General features: G+C 70.5%; 15 protein-coding genes and 5 tRNA genes. 11 read left to right on the top strand and 9 right to left on the bottom strand.

Annotation, left to right across the window (positions count from 1 at the left end):
* Nucleotide 1: 1 nt before the first annotated feature.
* The gene (locus tag ACFZDI_RS00810) at nt 2-196 is read left to right on the top strand and encodes an acyl-CoA carboxylase subunit epsilon (protein WP_030851540.1); all 195 of its coding nucleotides are present in this window, start codon (nt 2-4) and stop codon (nt 194-196) included.
* Nucleotides 197-344: 148 nt separating this feature from the next.
* Here ACFZDI_RS00810 and ACFZDI_RS00805 read toward each other — a convergent pair whose 3' ends face one another.
* The 8 genes from ACFZDI_RS00805 to ACFZDI_RS00770 all read right to left on the bottom strand — a co-directional run bounded on the left by ACFZDI_RS00805 (nt 345) and on the right by ACFZDI_RS00770 (nt 11,004).
* The gene (locus ACFZDI_RS00805; RefSeq protein WP_014675207.1) at nt 345-926 is read right to left on the bottom strand and encodes an ATP/GTP-binding protein; all 582 of its coding nucleotides are present in this window, start codon (nt 924-926) and stop codon (nt 345-347) included.
* Nucleotides 907-1,485: a DUF742 domain-containing protein gene (locus ACFZDI_RS00800; RefSeq protein WP_114255510.1), complete on the bottom strand. Its 579-nt coding sequence runs from the start codon at nt 1,483-1,485 to the stop codon at nt 907-909. Before ACFZDI_RS00800 ends, ACFZDI_RS00805 begins: the two co-directional genes overlap by 20 nt.
* Before the next feature lie 94 nt (nt 1,486-1,579).
* Nucleotides 1,580-1,993 (bottom strand): roadblock/LC7 domain-containing protein, encoded by a 414-nt coding sequence (locus tag ACFZDI_RS00795; protein ID WP_004983065.1) that lies wholly within the window; start codon nt 1,991-1,993, stop codon nt 1,580-1,582.
* A gap of 10 nt (nt 1,994-2,003) precedes the next feature.
* On the bottom strand, nt 2,004-5,315 hold the full coding sequence (locus ACFZDI_RS00790; protein WP_391246882.1) for a nitrate- and nitrite sensing domain-containing protein: 3,312 nt from the start codon (nt 5,313-5,315) through the stop codon (nt 2,004-2,006).
* 376 nt (nt 5,316-5,691) lie between these two features.
* Complete coding sequence (locus ACFZDI_RS00785) at nt 5,692-6,267, bottom strand: ATP/GTP-binding protein (protein ID WP_097220936.1); 576 nt, start codon at nt 6,265-6,267, stop codon at nt 5,692-5,694.
* Nucleotides 6,248-6,643, bottom strand: a complete 396-nt coding sequence (locus tag ACFZDI_RS00780; RefSeq protein ID WP_030851927.1) for a DUF742 domain-containing protein — start codon at nt 6,641-6,643, stop codon at nt 6,248-6,250. Before ACFZDI_RS00780 ends, ACFZDI_RS00785 begins: the two co-directional genes overlap by 20 nt.
* A gap of 110 nt (nt 6,644-6,753) precedes the next feature.
* Nucleotides 6,754-7,167 carry a roadblock/LC7 domain-containing protein gene (locus ACFZDI_RS00775; RefSeq protein WP_031138073.1) on the bottom strand — a complete coding sequence of 138 codons (414 nt, stop codon included), beginning with the start codon at nt 7,165-7,167 and terminating at the stop codon, nt 6,754-6,756.
* Nucleotides 7,168-7,176: 9 nt separating this feature from the next.
* Entirely contained in the window at nt 7,177-11,004 is a 3,828-nt protein-coding gene (locus ACFZDI_RS00770) for a nitrate- and nitrite sensing domain-containing protein (RefSeq protein ID WP_391246880.1), read from the bottom strand.
* Between the two features lie 606 nt (nt 11,005-11,610).
* On the opposite strand from ACFZDI_RS00770, the gene ACFZDI_RS00765 reads away from it, so the two are divergent.
* The 10 genes from ACFZDI_RS00765 to ACFZDI_RS00720 all read left to right on the top strand — a co-directional run bounded on the left by ACFZDI_RS00765 (nt 11,611) and on the right by ACFZDI_RS00720 (nt 17,969).
* A complete protein-coding gene (locus ACFZDI_RS00765; RefSeq protein WP_053668778.1) occupies nt 11,611-11,802 on the top strand; it encodes a hypothetical protein in 192 nt (63 codons plus the stop codon).
* Nucleotides 11,803-11,996: 194 nt separating this feature from the next.
* On the top strand, nt 11,997-12,773 hold the full coding sequence (locus ACFZDI_RS00760) for a fumarylacetoacetate hydrolase family protein (RefSeq protein WP_234848401.1): 777 nt from the start codon (nt 11,997-11,999) through the stop codon (nt 12,771-12,773).
* A complete protein-coding gene (gltX, locus tag ACFZDI_RS00755) occupies nt 12,766-14,250 on the top strand; it encodes a glutamate--tRNA ligase (protein WP_391246877.1) in 1,485 nt (494 codons plus the stop codon). Before ACFZDI_RS00760 ends, gltX begins: the two co-directional genes overlap by 8 nt.
* Nucleotides 14,251-14,424: 174 nt before the next feature.
* Nucleotides 14,425-16,629 (top strand): hypothetical protein, encoded by a 2,205-nt coding sequence (locus ACFZDI_RS00750; RefSeq protein WP_391246875.1) that lies wholly within the window; start codon nt 14,425-14,427, stop codon nt 16,627-16,629.
* A gap of 40 nt (nt 16,630-16,669) precedes the next feature.
* Nucleotides 16,670-17,401 (top strand): HAD-IA family hydrolase, encoded by a 732-nt coding sequence (locus tag ACFZDI_RS00745; protein WP_391246873.1) that lies wholly within the window; start codon nt 16,670-16,672, stop codon nt 17,399-17,401.
* Nucleotides 17,402-17,490: 89 nt separating this feature from the next.
* Nucleotides 17,491-17,562 (top strand) — tRNA-Gln (locus ACFZDI_RS00740).
* A 21-nt stretch (nt 17,563-17,583) separates the two neighbouring features.
* Nucleotides 17,584-17,656, top strand: a tRNA-Glu gene (locus ACFZDI_RS00735).
* A gap of 47 nt (nt 17,657-17,703) precedes the next feature.
* Nucleotides 17,704-17,776, top strand: a tRNA-Glu gene (locus ACFZDI_RS00730).
* 20 nt (nt 17,777-17,796) lie between these two features.
* Nucleotides 17,797-17,868: transfer RNA gene (locus ACFZDI_RS00725), tRNA-Gln, on the top strand.
* Nucleotides 17,869-17,896: 28 nt separating this feature from the next.
* A tRNA-Glu gene (locus ACFZDI_RS00720) sits at nt 17,897-17,969 on the top strand.
* Between the two features lie 179 nt (nt 17,970-18,148).
* Here the strand turns inward: ACFZDI_RS00720 and ndgR are convergent.
* Nucleotides 18,149-18,865, bottom strand: coding sequence for an IclR family transcriptional regulator NdgR (ndgR, locus tag ACFZDI_RS00715; protein ID WP_003993203.1), 717 nt, complete (start codon nt 18,863-18,865; stop codon nt 18,149-18,151).
* Nucleotides 18,866-18,874: the final 9 nt, after the last annotated feature.

Raw genomic sequence — 18,874 nt, 5'->3', positions numbered from 1 at the left:
CATGGAATCGCCTGACATCCGCGTCGAGAAGGGCCACGCCGAGCCCGAGGAGGTCGCCGCCATCACGGCCATCCTCCTGGCCCGCGCCGCCGCCCGCCCCACGGACCCGACCCCGGCCCACCGAGGCCGCATCAAGGCAGGCTGGCGCCGCCTGGAGCGCGAGCCCGGCTTCCGCGCCCCGCACAGCTGGCGCTGAGCACAGAACCGAAAAGCAGGCCCCTCGTAGAGGGGCCTGCTTTTTTTGGGGGCGCGTGGAACTGCGCGACCAGCCCCCGCGACCCGCACACGGCACGCAACAGCCCCCGGCAGCGCACTGGCCGTCGGGGGCTGTCCCACAGCTTGGATCAGCGCAGGCGCGCCATCAGAGCGTGTTCCACCAGCGTGATCAGCGCCGACTTCGCATCGGCCCGGTGCCGCGCGTCCGTCGTGATGATCGGGGTGTCAGGACCGATCTGGAGGGCTTCCCGGACCTCGTCCGGCGTGTACGGCTGCTGGCCGTCGAAGCCGTTCAGCGCGATGACGAACGGCAGGCCCGAGTTCTCGAAGTAGTCGACGGCGGGGAAGCAGTCGGCGAGCCTCCTCGTGTCGACCAGCACGATCGCGCCGATGGCGCCGCGCACCAGGTCGTCCCACATGAACCAGAAGCGGTCCTGACCGGGCGTACCGAACAGGTACAGGATCAGGTCCTGGTCCAGGGTGATACGGCCGAAGTCCATGGCCACCGTGGTGGTGGTCTTGTCCCCGGTGTGGGTGAGGTCGTCGATGCCCGCCGAAGCGGACGTCATGACGGCCTCGGTGCGCAGCGGGTTGATCTCCGAGACGGCACCCACGAACGTGGTCTTGCCCACGCCGAAGCCGCCAGCCACCACGATCTTCGCGGACGTGGTGGAGCGGGAAGGCCCTCCGCTAGAGCTTGCGAAGTCCACTGAGCACCCTTTCGAGCAGTGTCACGTCTGGCTGGCCGCCGGCGTTCTCGTCGCCGCCGGGCTGATGGATGGCGACCAGTCCCGCCTCCGCCAAGTCGGCGACGAGGATCCTGGCCACGCCGAGAGGGATCGTGAGGAGCGCCGAGATCTCGGCGACCGACTTGATCTCCCGGCAGAGGTTGCAGATCCGCTGATGCTCGGGCAACTGGCCCTGCATCTGGTGCGGCTGCGCAGTGGTGTGCACCAGCGCCTCGATGGCGAGCTGGTAGCGCGGGCGGGTCCGGCCGCCGGTCATGGCGTACGGACGCACCAGGGGGTTGTTCGACGCCCCGGCGGGCGCCGGCTCGGGGGTGCGGCGCTGCGGCTGCACGGGCTGGATGCGCGGGGCCGACGGCTGGTCGTACGGCGACGGGCCGGGGCCCTGCGGCGCGTATGGCTGCCGGTGGCTGGGTGCGGAGGGGAAGTTGTAACGGTTCGGGTTCTGACCACCGTCGCCCTGGCCCTGGGCAGGGCCGTACGACCAGTTGCCCGAAGACGAACCGCCTGGGGGTGTTGCCACTTTCTCCTCCTCCGACTGTGCCTGGCACCCATCGCTGTGGAGCCGCGTCCCGAAACCTTACGGCCACGGGACGCCAAAACGCACCGTCCGTCTACTAGTTGAGCAGGCTCCCCTGGAGCTCTGCACGAAGGTCCGGTGTCAGGACCGTACCGGCTCGGTCGACCAACAGCGCCATCTCGTACCCGATGAGGCCGATGTCCGCCTCCGGGTGTGCGAGAACCGCGAGCGATGATCCGTCGGAGATGGACATGATGAACAGGAATCCCCGCTCCATCTCCACAACCGTCTGATTCACGCTGCCGCCCTCGAAGATCCGGGAGGCGCCTGCCGTCAGAGACGTCAGACCGGAGGCGACGGCCGCGAGCTGGTCGGCGCGGTCGCGGGGGAAGCCTTCGGACATCGCCAGAAGGAGTCCGTCGGCGGAGACCACCACCGTGTGGGACACCCCCGGGGTGTTGTCCACGAAGTTGGTGATCAACCAGTTCAGGTTCTGTGCCGCCTGGCTCATCGGGCTCACACTAACGCTCCTGGTTGTAGGTGCTGTCAGGACCGAAGCCCTGGCCGTTCGTTTCACTGCCTGCGCTGCGTCCGCGCTGGACGCCCCGTCGCAGGTTGCTCAGCCTGCCCCGGACGTCCTCCGGGGCGCGGGAGACCTGTGGGCCTCCCTGAGGGGTGCTTTCGGCGGCACCCTCGATCAGGTTCGCCTTGGGTACCCGCCTCGGCAGGCCGGAGGAGGTGACCCCGCCCGCCTTGGGCTTCCGGAGCTGCGAGGCCTGCTGCCACCGCTCGTCGTTGGCCGAGCGCCAGTCGTCGCCGTTGCTCTCCGAAGCGGAGGCCGGCGGCTCCTGGCTCACATGCCGTGCGCCACCCGTGCCGTTCGCACCGCTCGCGGTGGATCCACGGCGGGGAAGCCCGGCGTCGGTCATCGTGTGAGCGGCGGAGGGGCTCGATCCCGGACGGTCGAAGCCTACGCGGTCCTGCTCACTTGCGTCAGCGGCCTGCGCAGATTCCGTTTCCGGGGCCTGAGAAGGGTACTGGCTCGGGTAGCCGTTGCGGTAGCCGTCCTGCTGCGGCCAGTCGTCCTGGTGACGGCGCTGCTCGAACGCGGCGAAACCACCCGCCGTGCCCGCACCCTGCTCCGAGGGCTCCTCCTGGGCCGGCTCCGCATAGGAGGGCTCCGGGTAGCCGCCGTTGGGCGAGAAGGTGTCGTTCTGCGGCAGGCCGCCGTTCGGCGCGTAGTACTGCTCGTCGTAAGCAGGCTGCTGCGGCTCCTCGTACGCCGTGTGCTGCTGCTCCTCGTACGACCCCTGCTGCTGCTCGTACGGCGCCTGGCGGTCGTACGCGGACTGCTGCTGCTCCGGGTAGCCGCTCTGGCCGGTGTCGTAGGCCTGCCCGGCGTCGTAGCCCTGCTGCCCGTTGTGCCCGTGGTACTCGTCGCGGTAGCCGGTCGCCTGGCCGGAATCCTGACTGCTCTGGCCGGGCAGCGCGGGCTGTTCGTGCGACTGGGACTCCAGGGCCGCCCGGCGCTCCTCGCGCATCAGGGAGCGGCCGACGGGGTCCAGCTCCCGTATGTCGTCGGGGACGTCGGAGTAGCGGCTGTCGTCGAAGCCGAGTTCCGCGGCCGTGCGCATGGGCTGCTGGTTGAAGTTCTCACCGCCGCCGAAGTTCTGCTCCGGGATGATCTGCGAGACGGTGAACTCGTCGCGGTCCACGTGCTGCTCACCGCCACCACCGTGGGTGATGGCGTCCGGCAGCATGACCAGCGAGGTGGTGCCGGCCTGCTCGCCCGAGGGGCGCAGCTGGACGCGGATGCCGTGCCGGTCGGACAGCCGGCCGACCACGAACAGGCCCATGCGCTGCGAGATCGCGGCGTCCACGGTCGGCGGGTTGGCCAGCTTGTGGTTGATGTCCGCGAAGTCCTCGGCGGTCAGGCCGATGCCCTTGTCGTGGATCTCGATCATCACACGGCCGTCGGGGAGACGGGTCGCGGTGACGCGGACCTTGGTCTGCGGGGAGGAGAACGTCGTGGCGTTCTCCAGCAGCTCGGCGAGCAGGTGCACGAGGTCGGTCACGGCGCGGCCGTGGATCTCGGCCTCCGGGACGCCGGAGAGCTCGATGCGCTCGTACTGCTCCACCTCGGAGGAGGCGGCGCGCAGCACGTCGACCAGCGGCACCGGCTGGTCCCAGCGGCGGCCGGGCTCCTCGCCGGCGAGGACCAGGAGGTTCTCGCCGTTGCGGCGCATACGGGTCGCGAGGTGGTCCAGGCGGAAGAGGTTCTCCAGCTGGTCCGGGTCGGCCTCGTTGTTCTCCAGGTCGGTGATCAGGGTCAGCTGGCCCTCGATCAGCGACTGGTTGCGGCGCGACAGGTTGGTGAAGATCGCGTTGATGTTGCCCCGCAGCAGGGCCTGCTCGGCGGCGAGCCGCACGGCCTCGCGGTGGACCTGGTCGAAGGCGCGGGCGACCTCGCCGATCTCGTCCGTGGTGGAGATCGGGATGGGGGCGACGCGGGTGTCGACCCGGCCGGGGTCGGTGCGGGAGAGCTGGTCGACCAGCATCGGCAGACGCTGCTCGGCGATGCCGAAGGCGGCGTTGCGCAGCTGGCGCATCGAGCGGCTCATCTGGCGGGCGACCGCGCCGGCCAGGATGAAGGCCAGGAGCAGGGCGACCACGACGGCGGCACCGGTGATGTAGGCGTCACGCTGGGCGTCGTCGGCGATGTCGGACGCTTCGCTCACGGCCTTGTCGGCCATGTCCGTCTCGATCTTCTCGTACGCGTTGAACTTGAGCGTGTTGACCGCCCACCAGTTCTCGGCGGTGATGCCCTTCTGGGCGAGTGCGGCACGAGCGCTCGCGTCCGTGCTCGGCAGCGTCGCCACGGCCGAGATCATCGACGTCGGGTTGGCCGGCGGCGGGACGTAGTCGGGGTTCTTGGCCTTGGCCTCGCGGGCCATCGCGGCACCGTCGGCCTTGATCTTGGCCTCGGCCGTCTTGAGCTTGGCCGCGTCCTGCTCGGTGCCACCGCCGATGTACTCCTGCACGGCGATGCGCTCGAGGTAGGCGTACGAGGACAGGGCGATGCGCTGGCTGGCCAGGTTGCCGTCATCGGGGCCCGGCTTGACCAGGATGTGCATGCCGATCGAGCGCTGCAGCGACAGGGCCGCCTTGGTCAGCTCCATGGCGTAGACGGTCCGGCCGTAGCTGGTGATGTTGCCGGTGCCGAGGCCGAGCTCGTTGGCGAACTCCGTCAGCGGGTGGGCGACCTCGACGTAGCCCTCTTCGGTCTGGACGCCCTTGAGCTTGGAGGTGTAGGCGACCTGGCGCAGGGTGGCCAGCTTCGGCTCCGCCTTGCGGAACAGGTCCAGCCGGCGCTCCAGGCCCGGCTTGCCCGGCATGTCCTGCGCGGCGGCGTCGAACTCGTCGGCGGCCTTGTCGGTCAGCTTGCGTGCGTCGACGACGGTCTTGTCGTCCTGACCCTTGCCCTGGAGCAGCGGGGCGGCGGTGATGTCGCGTTCGTTGTAGAGGGCGTTGGCGTAGAGCAGCGACGCGCGGACCAGGCGCGCGGTGTTCTCCGCGTCCTCGGCCTCCTGCCAGGTGTCGATCGAGCTCTTCACCTGGAAGCCGCCCATGACGAGGCCGACCACCACGGGTATGAGCAGGATCGCGTTCAGCCTGGTCGCCACGCGCCAGTTGCGCGGGGAGAGACGGCCGGCGCTCTCGGTGGGCGCGGCCGTCGGTTCCGAACCGGGCACGGGGGCGGGCGCCGCTGTGCGCGGCGGCGGGGTGAAGTTGCCCCGGGCCGACGGCTCGGGACTGTTCTTGCTTCGCCTCACTCGACCAACAACCTCTCGGCGGTCGGCACCAACGTTGTGCCGCAGTGTTCAGAGCCCAAGTCGCCGGCGACGGACGAGTACGTCATTGACTATTGGGCAGTTCAGGCATTCCAGCACGACGACCTGCGCTCTTCCAAACAGTCCGAGGCGGGTGATCGAGGTGATGTAAGCCCCAGATAAAACGGTCATAAAGAGCGAGCCCCGCCAAAAGGCGGGGCGATTGTGCGCGCAGCGAGACCGGATGTGCGCGACGCGTGGCCATACCACCCGATTCCTCTGCCGAAACGTTATGAACACCTTGGCCGACCGTGTCAAAGGACACAGTCGGCTCCGGTGTATCTACGACAACTGCCGTATGACGCCTCAGAATTGGGTGCTACCTCAGCCGTGCCATCAAAGCGTGCTCGACCAGCGTGATCAGGGCACTCTTCGCATCGGACCGGTGCCGGGCGTCCGTCGTGATGATCGGGGTGTCGGGACCGATCTGCAGTGCCTCGCGCACCTCTTCGGGCTGGTAGGGCTGCTGGCCGTCGAAGCCGTTCAGCGCGACGACGAACGGCAGGCCGCTGTTCTCGAAGTAGTCCACGGCCGGGAAGCAGTCGGCCAGGCGCCGGGTGTCCACGAGCACCACCGCGCCGATGGCACCGCGCACCAGGTCGTCCCACATGAACCAGAAGCGGTCCTGGCCGGGCGTACCGAACAGGTACAGGATCAGGTCCTGGTCCAGGGTGATACGGCCGAAGTCCATGGCCACCGTGGTGGTGGTCTTGTCCCCGGTGTGGGTGAGGTCGTCGATGCCCGCCGAAGCGGACGTCATGACGGCCTCGGTGCGCAGCGGGTTGATCTCCGAGACGGCACCCACGAACGTGGTCTTGCCGACGCCGAAACCACCGGCCACCACGATCTTCGCGGAGGTGGTGGACCGCCCCGCGTCAGAGCTTGCGAAGTCCACTGAGCACCCTTTCGAGCAGTGTCACGTCCGGTGCGCCGGTGGCGTCGTCGCCGCCCGGCTGGTGGATCGCGACGAGACCGGCCTCGGCGAGGTCCGCGACCAGGATCCGGGCCACGCCCAGCGGCATGTTGAGCAGGGCGGACACCTCGGCCACCGACTTGACCTCACGGCACAGGTGGCAGATCCGCTGGTGCTCCGGGAGCAGCCCCATGAGCGCGGCGGGGTCCGCGGTCGTACTGATCAGTGCCTCGATGGCCAGCTGGTAGCGCGGCCGCGTCCGGCCACCGGTCATGGCGTACGGCCTTACCAGCGGCTGGTCGCCCTCGTCCTCGTACGGCTCCGCGTACGGATCATGAGAGGCGGTGGGCGGGGTCATGGGTCCTCCGGGCGGGACAGCAAGTCGGTCAACAAGCCGTCTGACGGGGCCTGTGTGGGGGATGTGGCGGCCGGACGGTGATGTGGTGAGACGGGTGGTGCCGGGGCCGATCAGTGGAGCAGACTGCCTTGGAGCTCAGCCCGCAGGTCAGGGGTGAGGACCGCGCCCGCGCGGTCGACCAGGAGGGCCATCTCGTAGCCGACGAGGCCGATGTCGCACTCCGGGTGGGCGAGGACGGCCAGCGACGAGCCGTCGGAGACGGACATGAGGAAGAGAAATCCGCGTTCCATCTCCACCACCGTCTGCGCCACCTCACCGCCCTCGAAGATCCGGGAAGCGCCTGCCGTCAGGGACGTCAGGCCCGAGGCGACGGCCGCGAGCTGGTCCGCGCGGTCGCGCGGGAAGCCCTCCGACAGCGCCAGGAGGAGGCCGTCGGCGGACACGACGACGGTGTGGGACACCCCGGGGGTGTTGTCCACGAAGTTGGTGATCAACCAGTTGAGATTCTGTGCCGCCTGGCTCATCGGACTCAACTAACGCTCCTGCTGGTGAGTGGGCCGTGGGTGGCTACCGGTCTGGGTGGACCCGGCCTGACGACCCTGTGCGATTCCCCGACGGAGATTGGTCAGCCGGCCGCGCACGTCATCGGGCGCACGCGAGACCTGCGGACCGCTCTGGTGGGTTTGCTGCTGCGCCGTGCCCGGGACGAGGTTGGCCCGGGGGACCCGGCGCGGCAGACCGGAGGTGGTGATACCACCCGCGGCGGGCTGGCGGACGCGCTCGGCCTGGCGGACGAGGTCGTCGTTCGGCGAGGTGCGCCACCCGGCGGGGGCGGCGGACCGCTGCGGACCGGTGGGTCCCTGCGGTTGCTGCGGGGCAGCCGGCGCGGAGCCGTTGTTCTGCGACTGCGACTGCTGCTGTTCCTGCTGGCCGTGGAACCAGTTGGTCTCCAGCGTGTCGTACAGCGGCGTACGACCGTCGCCCGGACCGGACGCCGGCGGCAGAGCCTCGGGCTCCTGCCGGACCGGACGGGCCTGCGGGGCGGGCGGACGCGGGGCACCGACGTCGGCCGGACCCGGGAGGCCGGGCCGCCCGGAGCCGTTGTCCTGGCGAGGCGCCGCGTACTGGCCGGTGGAGCCGTTGTCCTGACGGGGCGCCGGGTACTGACCCGTCGAGCCGTTGTCCTGACGCTGGGCCGGGTACTGGTTGCCGTTGCCCTGGCGGGGCACCGGGTACTGGCCGGTGGAGCCGTTGTCCTGGCGGGGCGCCGGGTACTGACCCGTCGACCCGTTGTCGTAGGACTGCTGTGCCGGGTACTGGCCCGTCGGGGACGACGCGTCGTGCTGACCGGCGGAGGAGCCGAAGACGTCCGGGCGGACGAACGGGCTCTGGCCCTGGCCCTGCGGCGCGTTCGCGCCGGAGCCGAACGGGTCCGCGTGCTGGGGAGCGCCGAAGTCGGACGGAGAGCCCAGGCCCTGCCGGTCGTTGTCGCGCGGCACGGCCGGTATCTCCGCCGTCGCGCCGGGACCCTGACGGTCGTCCACGCGCGGCAGCGGCGACGTCCGGGAGAGGTCCTGCTCCTCGTGCCCGCGCGGGGTGTCCAGCGAGGCGCGCGGCGCCGGCGGCTGGGCGTTCTCGTCGCTCCAGCTCGGCACGCGCTGCTGCGCGTCACCGCCGGGCAGCTCGGCGCGCGGAGTGCCACGCGGCGGCAGCTGCGGCCTGCGGCCCGCGCCCTGCTCGGAGGCACCGCCCTGCTTCTTGCGGCTGCGGCTGCGGCCTCCGCCGAAGGCGTCCTGGCCCTGCGGCCCGCCGGTGCCCGCCGCGTGCAGACCCTGCGGGGCACCCGGCGCCTGCTGGCCGAACCCGGCGCCGGATGGAGCGGGACGGCCCTGCGAGGGACCACCCTGCTCGAACGGCGAGGTTCCGGGACCCTGCGGTCCGCGCGCCCCACCGGGCGCTCCCGGGCGGCCGCCGTCGGCGTCACGCCCGGGCAGTGCGGCCCGCGGCCCCTGACCGGAACCGAGCCGGCCGGCGCCGGACGCACCGCCGCCGAAGGCACCGCCGGACGCACCGGCCCCGAGGGCACCGGCCCCCTGGCCGGCACCGGCCGCGCGTCGCGCCGCGGCAGCGCCGGCGGCCGCCTGCGCGGCGGCCGGACCGCCGCCGGACGGCGGCTGACCGGGCTGCTTGGGCTGGGGCTTGCGGCCGCCCTGGGCGACGTCGACGGGCAGCATGACCAGCGCGGTCGTACCACCGGAGTCGGACGGGCGCAGCTGGATGCGGATGCCGTGCCGCTGGGACAGCCGGCCGACCACGAACAGACCCATGCGGCGGGAGACGGAGACGTCCACCGTCGGGGGAGAGGCGAGCCGCTCGTTGATCGCGGCCAGGTCCTCCGGCGACAGACCGATACCGGTGTCGTGGATCTCGATGAGCACACGGCCGTCGGGCAGCGCGTGACCGGTGACCTTGACCTTGGTCTGCGGCGAGGAGAAGGAGGTCGCGTTCTCGAGCAGCTCGGCGAGCAGGTGCACGAGGTCGTTGACCACACGGCCGGCCACTTCGGTGGTCGGCACCGAGGCCAGCTCGATGCGCTCGTACTGCTCCACCTCGGACGCGGCGGCGCGGAGCACGTCGACCAGCGGGACCGGGCGGGTCCAGCGGCGGCCGGGCTCCTCACCCGCGAGGACGAGGAGGTTCTCACCGTTACGGCGCATGCGGGTGGCGAGGTGGTCGAGCTTGAACAGCGAGGACAGCTGGTCCGGGTCGGCCTCGCGGGACTCCAGCTCGGAGATGAGCGACAGCTGGCGCTGGATCAGACCCTGGGAGCGGCGCGAGAGGTTGGTGAACATCGCGTTGACGTTGCCCCGCAGCAGCGCCTGCTCGGCGGCGAGGCGGACCGCCTCGCGGTGCACGTCGTCGAAGGCCGCGGCCACTCGGCCGATCTCGTCGCGGGAGTGCACACCGACCGACTCGACCGAGGTGTCGACGTCCTGCGGGTCGGACTCGGACAGCTGCTTGACCAGCTCGGGCAGACGGTCGGAGGCGACCTTGGTCGCGGTGTCCTCCAGGCGGCGCAGCGAGCGGATCATGGACCGCGCCACGACGAAGGCGCCGACCAGCGACACACCGAGCACGATCAGGATCAGGGCACCGGAGATGATCGCGTCGCGCTCGGTGGCGCTGCGCAGCTCGCGGGCCTTCTGTTCCATCTCCTCGAGCAGCGTGTGCTCGATGTTCTTCATCTGCTGGATCTTGGTGGAGCTGTCGTCCAGCCAGTCACGGTAGGACCGCTTGTCCTGCTGGGCGAGACCGCTCGCGGAGACCAGGGCGCGGCCGGCGTAGGTGTCGGTCGCCTTGATCGTGGAGTTGCCGCCGTCCTCGATGGGCTTCAGCAGCTCGGCCGCGGCGTCCTCGCCGTAGATGCTCTTGAAGCTGCGGATCTCGGACTTCTGGCTCTCCAGGGCCGACTCGGCGTAGAGCCGGTCGTTCGGCGAGAGCTTGCCGGTCGTGGTGTTGCTCGCGGGCAGTGCCGCCGCGAGGGCCGCGCGCTGGATCGAGGAGTACTCCTTCGCGGCGGAGAACGCCGCGAGCGCACGCGTGCGCTGGATCATGTCCGGGTTGCTGGTCGCCTCGGCCATGTCCTGGGAGAGGTCGATCAGGTTCCCGATCAGACGGTGGTACGCCTCGACGGTCTGCGTGGAGTTGCCCTCGGAGGCGTAGGCGCCCTTGCGGATCTGCTCCAGGTCGCCCAGCTCGCCGGCGAGCTGCACGAGGTACTCGCGGACGCCTCTGAGGTTGCCGTCCTTGCTGGCGCCGTCGATCTCCTCGGAACTGTCGAGGAAGTTCTTCATCGCCCGGTCGGTCTTCTCGCGAAGTCCCTTGACCGTGAAGTCGCTCGCCTTGCCGCCGTGCGCCAGCGGGCCGGCCGACTGGTCGCGCTCCTCCTGGAGCGCGGCCGACAGCTCGGTGGCCTGCTTGGTCATGTCGGTCAGCAGCTTCATGTTGTCGAGCTGCTGGATGTCGTCCATGGACTGGTCGATACGCAGCGCGCCCAGCGAGGTGGCCGCGACCACCGGGAGGGCGAGCAGCGACACCAGTCGCGTGGAGATGCGCCAGTTGCGCAGGGCTATTCGCGGCCCGGGGCCGGTCGGCCCCGTCGGCGGCTTCAGCGCCGGCGAAGGGCTTCCGGGCCCCGAGGGGGCCGATGCACCGGGGCGCCCTGAGCGCTCACCGCTGTCGCCCGCCTGGCCCTGGTTCTGGGCGTGCTGGGGCGCGGGGCCGCCTTTCACGGGGCCAGTCCCGCCGTGCGGCTCCGGCTCCGCCGAAGCGCTGCCATCCCTCTTGAAACGTCCCTGCACTAGCGTCGCAACCTCTGGACCAGGCACCCCGTCGCCTGAAACGACGGAGCACGGTGTCGGCGTTCTGGGGACGCCCTGAAATTCGCCCCCGTGGTGGTCGTGAGTGACCGGCGCTGGCTCCCCCTTCTCGCCGCCACTCGGCGCGACTGTGCGCCCCCTGTGCGCCGGCTCGATCCTGCGGCGGTCCGTGAGATTCCAGCACAGCACAGGATCTCCAACAAGGCCCGTAGGCCGAGCCGTGATGTAGGTGACGCCATGTGAGTGCGGGACTACCAGCCGTAGAAGGTGAGTTCGCCCATTTCGGGCGTAAGCCCGCGAGTCGTCGAGCCGTGCCGGGTGTCCCAGTCGCCATGATCAGGAGCGGAATGAGGGCTTCAGGGGGTCAATGTCCGTTTCGTTGGGGTGGAACGCGAGTCCGGATTGACCGATTCGCCCTCTGATTCGTGAGGAAACTCACATGCTGATCATGCCCTCTGCGCGTCCGGGCCGGGGAATTGGATGTTTAGCCTGACGCTTTACAGCGATGGCACTATCGACAACCCGCGCCCGTACGGGGGTTCACACCCACCCTGCCGGCGCCCGTCACAGGACAGGGTCAAGTAAACAGTGAAGACGACGACGATGTTCCACAAGATCGCCAACCCGCGACGCACGACGCTGGCACACCTGAACGACGCCGACGAACTGCAGACGCCGGAGCAGCCGGAACACCCCGTCGACCTGCCGGCCCAGACCGCAAACCCCAAGCGCACCGTCCTCATGGAGATCCCCGTCGCGGCCGCCGCGGCCGCGGAGTGACACCCGCTAGTACGCGCGCCGGCCGCCGGATGCTCATGGCGCCGGGCACCGGATTTCGGAGGGGCGCCCCCAGGACGGGGCGCCCCTTCGTGCGTGCCGGGGCGCCGCCGCGTAATGCGCGGGGCGAGGTCACCTCCCCGCGTTAGCCTGGACCGTCAGACTCCAGCCGCTTCAGTCAAGGGGCCAAGCATCCCGTGCGCATCGCCAGGTTCTCCATCGACGGGAACGTCGCCTTCGGCGCCATCGAGGGCGACAAGCAGGACGAGCTCGTCCTGAACATCATCAAGGGCATCCCGTTCGCGGACTTCGAGCTCTCCGGCACGAAGGTGCCGGTCGGCAAGGTCAGGCTGCTGCCGCCGGTGCTCCCGAACAAGGTCGTGGCCTTCGGCCGCAACTACGCGGAGCACGCGCGCGAGCTGGGCAACGAGGTGCCCGACGCCCCCTTCGCCTTCTTCAAGCCGTCCACCTCGGTGATCGGCCCCGGCGACGAGATCCAGTACCCCTCGTTCTCCGAGGAGGTGCACCACGAGGCCGAGCTGGCCGTGGTCATCGGCCGGATGTGCCGCGAGGTCCCGCGCGAACGCGTCAAGGACGTGATCTTCGGCTACACCTGCGCCAACGACGTCACCGCCCGCGACGTGCAGAAGCGCGAGAAGCAGTGGGCCCGGGCCAAGGGCTTCGACAGCTCCTGCCCGCTCGGCCCCTGGGTGGAGACGGACCTGGACGCGAGCGACCTCACCATCCAGCTCACGGTCAACGGCCAGCAGCGCCAGCTCGGCCGCACCAGCGAGATGATCCACTCCATCGAGGACCTGGTCGTCAACATCTCCGAGGCCATGACGCTGCTCCCCGGCGACGTGATCCTCACGGGCACCCCGGCTGGGGTCGGCCCCCTGAACGTCGGCGACGAGGTCGCCGTCACCATCGAAGGCATCGGCACTCTCACCAACAAGGTTGTCAAGCGTGGCTAGCGCATCCGGCACTCCAGTACGCGTCCGTTTCTGCCCCTCACCCACCGGTAACCCCCACGTGGGCCTGGTGCGCACCGCCCTGTTCAACTGGGCGTTCGCCAAGCACCACCAGGGCACCCTGGTCTTCCGCATCGAGGACACCGACGCCGCCCGCGACTCCGAGGAGTCCTACACCCAGCTGCTCGACGCGATGCGCTGGCTGGGCTTCGACTGGGACGAGGGCCCCGAGGTCGGCGGCCCGCACGCGCCGTACCGCCAGTCGCAGCGCATGGACCTCTACAAGGACGTCGCGCAGAAGCTGCTCGACGCCGGTCACGCCTACCGCTGCTACTGCTCCCAGGACGAGCTGGACACCCGCCGCGAGGCCGCCCGCGCCGCCGGCAAGCCCTCCGGCTACGACGGCCACTGCCGCGAGCTGACCGCCGCCCAGGTCGAGGAGTACCAGGCCCAGGGGCGTGAGCCGATCGTCCGCTTCCGGATGCCCGACGAGACGATCACCTTCACCGACCTCGTCCGCGGCGAACTGACCTTCACCCCGGAGAACGTCCCGGACTACGGCATCGTCCGTGCCAACGGCGCCCCGCTGTACACGCTGGTCAACCCGGTCGACGACGCCCTGATGGAGATCACCCACGTCCTGCGCGGCGAGGACCTGCTCTCCTCCACCCCCCGCCAGATCGCCCTCTACAAGGCGCTGATCGAGCTCGGCATCGCCAAGGAGATCCCGTCCTTCGGCCACCTGCCGTACGTGATGGGCGAGGGCAACAAGAAGCTCTCCAAGCGCGACCCGCAGTCCTCCCTCAACCTCTACCGGGAGCGCGGCTTCCTCCCCGAGGGCCTGCTCAACTACCTCTCGCTGCTCGGCTGGTCCCTCTCGGCCGACCAGGACGTCTTCGGGATCGACGAGATGATCGCGGCGTTCGACATCTCCGACGTGAACCCCAACCCGGCCCGCTTCGACCTCAAGAAGTGCGAAGCCATCAACGGCGACCACATCCGTCTGCTGGATGTGAAGGACTTCACGGAGCGCTGCCGCCCCTGGCTCCAGCCCCCGTTCGCCCCCTGGGACCCGGAGGCCTTCGACGAGGCGAAGTGGCAGGCCATCGCGCCGCACGCGCAGACCCGCCTCAAGGTCCTCTCCGAGATCACCGACAACGTCGACTTCCTGTTCCTGCCGGAGCCGGTCGAGGACGAGGCCTCCTGGGCCAAGGCGATGAAGGAGGGCTCGGACGCCCTGCTGCGCACGGCCCGCGAGAAGCTGGAGGCCGCCGACTGGACCTCCGCCGAGTCGCTCAAGGAGGCCGTCCTGGCCGCCGGCGAGGCGCACGGCCTGAAGCTCGGCAAGGCCCAGGCCCCCGTCCGCGTCGCCGTCACCGGCCGCACGGTCGGTCTGCCGCTGTTCGAGTCCCTGGAGGTCCTGGGCAAGGAGACCACCCTGGCCCGGATCGACGCGGCGCTGGCGAAGCTGGCCGCGTAGCGCGCGACATCCCACACCACGAGGGCGGCGTCCGGTTCGGGCGCCGCCCTCGCCGTGTCCTCCCAGCCGTCACCCGGAGTTCACCCTTCCGGCCAACTCCCGTCCCAGGAAGGGACGTTGGATGCCCTCTGTGCGCACGGTGCGCGTGTGCGCCCTGGTCCCGGGGGAGAGAGCATGATCCGTTCACGAAGACTCGTCCACGCGGCGGTCGGCGGGGCGATGGCCCTGTCCTGCACGGTGCTGACCGCACCCGCGCAGGCGGCGCCCGCGGTCGACGAGCCGGCCGGTACGGTGCGGCTGGCCACCGAGAAGCGCGTGACCGTCGACTACCCGTGGGCCGGCGCGTCCGGCTTCCAGTACCGCCCGGGGACCAGTTCGGTCACCACGGTCGACTACCCCGACACAGCCCCGCCCGCCCACGCCGGCCCGGACGACCTGGCCACCGGCACCGACGTCGTGAACACCCGCGACGGCCAGACCGTCGCCCAGAAGCACCGCTCCACGGGCGTCACCGCCACCGTCACGATCCCCACCGGCCAGGCCTACCGGGCCGCCGTCGGCTGGAGCGTGCTGACCATGGACGGCACCGGCGCCCTGCACGTGCTGCGCACCGTCGACGGCACCCTCACCGTGGACACCCCGGTCACCGGCTTCCCCACGGGCGCCCGCCCCGTCCTCTACCGCACCGGCGGCTCGGTCACCCGCCTCGCGATCGTCTACGCGCTGGACGGCAAGACGTCCGTGGGCCTGGTCGACCTCTCCGACGGCACGTTCCGCACGTACGTCACCGGCGACAGCGCCACCCCCCAGCTCGCCTTCAACGACCGCTGGCTCGTCGCCGACTGGAAGGCGATCCGGGTGGACGCCGGACCCGGCACCGAGCCCACCGCCCTGACCAGCACCGACACCCAGCTCGAAGCCGTCGTCGGCGACCAGCTCCTGATCGGCAACCCCGGCTTCGTGCTGGGCGGCACCGAGGCCGCGCTGACCGCCCGGTCCCTGGTCACCGGCGCCTCGACCACCGTGCTCCCCTCGTCGTTCGGCGGCATCGGCCCGACCCTGGACGGCGGCGCCCTCGCCACCGCCGGCCCCTCCAGCCTCGACTGGAACATCCACCGGATCACCCCTGACGGCAGCGGCGGCCTCACCACCGCCGAAGTCGCCCGGGTCCCCGCCGCGGCCACCGGCGTCGAGGGACTGGCCCTCGCCGGCGGCGAGTTGTTCCTGTATGGAGCGACGCCCGGCGCCTCGCTGCGCTACAGCAGCTTCCAGCTGGACGCCGCCGGCCGGCCCAACGGCCCGCAGAGGCGCCGCAGCCCCGGACTTAGCGCACCCACCTGCCTCACCGGTGACGCCGCCTGCCCTCAGCTGGAGGCCCTCGGCGACGGCCGCGTCAGTCACCTGTGGACCAGCGAGACGGGCCAGGCGTCCGTCGTCACCGTCGGCCTCGACACCACCACCGTCCTCAGCGCGCCCACGGACGGGGACTCCCGCGGCCGCACCGGCGGCGGCACCGGCCGGTACGTGCTCTACAACGGCGGCTCCGGCAAGCAGCGGGTCGTCGACTTCCCGCGCGCCGCGACCGCGGGCGAGACGACCCTCACCCGTGACCGCACCGCCGCCGCGGTGTGGGGGCAGACCCTGTGGGCCCCGGGCAGCGCCCAGGGCCAGGTCACCGGCCGCAACATCAAGACCGGCACGACCACATCCATCGCCACCGGCGCCCCCTGCATCCCCACCGACATCCAGGCCGTCAACACCTGGCTGTACTGGTCCTGCGGCACCTCGGCCGGCGTCTACGACCGGGCCACCCAGCGCAAGATCACGGTCCCGGCCGACCTCGGCCCGGCCCGCCTCGCCGACGGCTTCCTGCTGCGCGAGAACCGCACCACCCACGAACTGCTGCTCACCGACTTCCACACCGGAACGGCCACCACCCGCGCCCTGGTGAAGCTGCCCGCCACGGACCGGAACACCGGCGGCAGCAACGGCCGCTGGGCGGTCGACCGCTTCGGCGGCGCCATCGCCTACCTCAACGGCACGTACGGCGAGGTCTCGATCGTCCCCAGCGGCGTCCCCACCTCGCCCCTCGCGCAGATGGAGGCCCAGGTCCACTCGCCGTCCGTGATCGGCACATCCTTCCCCTGGACTCCGGTCTGGCAGCTGAACAAGCCCTCCACCTGGACCCTGACCCTCACCGACGCCTTCGGCAAGAGAGTCCGCACCCTGACCGGCGCCTCCACCGGAGCCGCCGTACGCCCCGCCTGGGACGGCACCACGGACAGCGGCGGCGGCACCCCGGGCGGCGCGCTCACCTGGAAACTCACCGCTCACCCCCGCGACGGCCAAGGCCCCGACTCACCCTCTCGGGCACCATGAACCCGGGCTGAGAACGGAACGCGGTGGGTACGGTCGGAGCATGAGCATCCACGCCGTGGTCTGGGACGTCGACGACACCCTCTTCGACTACACCACCGCCGACCGGCTCGGCATGCACGCCCACCTCGCGGCCGAGGGCCTGCTCGACCGCTACGACAGCGTCGAGCAGGCCATCGACCACTGGCGGAGGACCACCGAAGTGCAGTGGGCGCGCTTCTCCGCCGGCGAGGTCACCTTCGAGGACCAGCGGCGCGACCGCGTCCGGGCGTTCCTGGACCAGGACCTCACCGACACCGAGGCCGACGCCTGGTTCCAGCGGTACGTCACCCACTACGAGGCGGTCTGGGCCCTCTTCCCGGACGTCCTGCCCGTCCTCGACGCCCTCGCCGCCAGCCACCGGCACGCCGTGCTCTCCAACTCCAGCCTCCACGTCCAGGACCGCAAGCTGCGTGCCCTCGGCGTCCACGACCGCTTCGAGACCATCCTGTGCGCGGCCGAGCTCGGCGTCTCCAAGCCCGAGGCCGGTGCGTTCCTCGCGGCCTGCGCATTCCTCGGGCTCCCGCCGCACCAGGTCGCCTACGTCGGTGACCATCCGGAGATCGACGGACGGGGCGCCGCCGACGCGGGGCTGCTGTCGGTGTGGATCGACCGCGGCGGTCTGTACGCCACGATCGAACCGCCCGTCGGGCCGCACCGCATCGCCTCACTCGCCGAACTGCCGTCCCTGCTGGGCTCGGATACTCGTTTTGGAGCCCCGTCCACCTTCGGGTAATGTTCTTCCTGCGCCGCGGGAGCGGGCCGGAAGGCCGGAACCCCAGGCGCAAAGCTAGAACACGAACCCCTCGGGGGATTGCGTTCCAGTGGCCTATGGTGTAATTGGCAGCACGACTGATTCTGGTTCAGTTAGTCTTGGTTCGAGTCCAGGTAGGCCAGCTCGCAGAGCTTATCTGCATCGCCCCCGTTGTGTAGCGGCCTAGCACGCTGCCCTCTCAAGGCAGTAGCGCCGGTTCGAATCCGGTCGGGGGTACTGGTTCCGAAGATCGGCAGATCGACGATCATCTCGGGACTGCTAGGGCCCCCGTTGTGTAGCGGCCTAGCACGCCGCCCTCTCAAGGCGGTAGCGCCGGTTCGAATCCGGTCGGGGGTACTGACTGGTCTAAACCACATTGGTCTATGGTGTAATTGGCAGCACGACTGATTCTGGTTCAGTTAGTCTTGGTTCGAGTCCAGGTAGACCAGCTCGGACCTGCGGAAACGCAGTGTCCAGGCCCCCGTTGTGTAGCGGCCTAGCACGCCGCCCTCTCAAGGCGGTAGCGCCGGTTCGAATCCGGTCGGGGGTACAACAGAGAAGGCCCTCCACTTCGGTGGAGGGCCTTCTTGGCTTTCAGGGGCGCGGGGACTGCGCGATCAGCCGCGGCCGCCCTGCGCTCGACAGCGAAACCGCACGTTCTGCGGCGCGTACTCGGGGAAAGCCTGCCGCGGCGTTGAGGCCTGCTCTCCCCAAGGGCGATCAGTCGGTTCAGCCGGTGCGCCGCAACGCCTCGGAGAGGCGCCCCGCCGCATCGATCACAGCCTGCGCATGCATCCGCCCGGGGTGACGCGTCAGCCGCTCGATCGGCCCGGACACGGACACCGCGGCAACCACCCGGTTCGACGGCCCCCGCACCGGCGCCGACACCGACGCGACACCCGGCTCCCGCTCACCGATCGACTGCGCCCAGCCACGCCGCCGCACACCCGACAGGGCCGTCGCCGTGAAGCGCGCCCCCTGTAGACCGCGGTGCAGCCGCTCCGGCTCCTCCCAGGCCATCAGGATCTGCGCCGAGGAGCCGGCCTTCATCGTGAGCGTCGAACCGACCGGGACGGTGTCCCGCAGTCCGGACAGGCGCTCCGCCGCGGCGACGCAGATGCGCATGTCGCCCTGGCGGCGATAGAGCTGCGCGCTCTCGCCCGTGATGTCACGAAGATGCGTGAGCACCGGGCCGGCGGTGGCGAGGAGACGGTCCTCACCCGCGGCCGCGGCAAGCTCGGCCAGGCGAGGGCCGAGAATGAAACGGCCCTGCATGTCGCGCGCCACCATGCGGTGGTGTTCCAGCGCCACGGCCAGGCGGTGGGCCGTGGGTCGTGCCAGTCCGGTGGCACCGACCAGACCCGCGAGGGTGGCCGGACCGGACTCCAGAGCGCTCAGGACGAGGGCCGCCTTGTCCAGAACGCCGACGCCGCTACTGTTGTCCATGCAACGATA

Origin of the sequence: Streptomyces sp. NPDC007907 (genome assembly GCF_042959365.1) — a bacterium.
Taxonomy (GTDB): domain Bacteria; phylum Actinomycetota; class Actinomycetes; order Streptomycetales; family Streptomycetaceae; genus Streptomyces; species Streptomyces indiaensis.
This window is presented reverse-complemented; position numbering and strand designations above follow the sequence as displayed.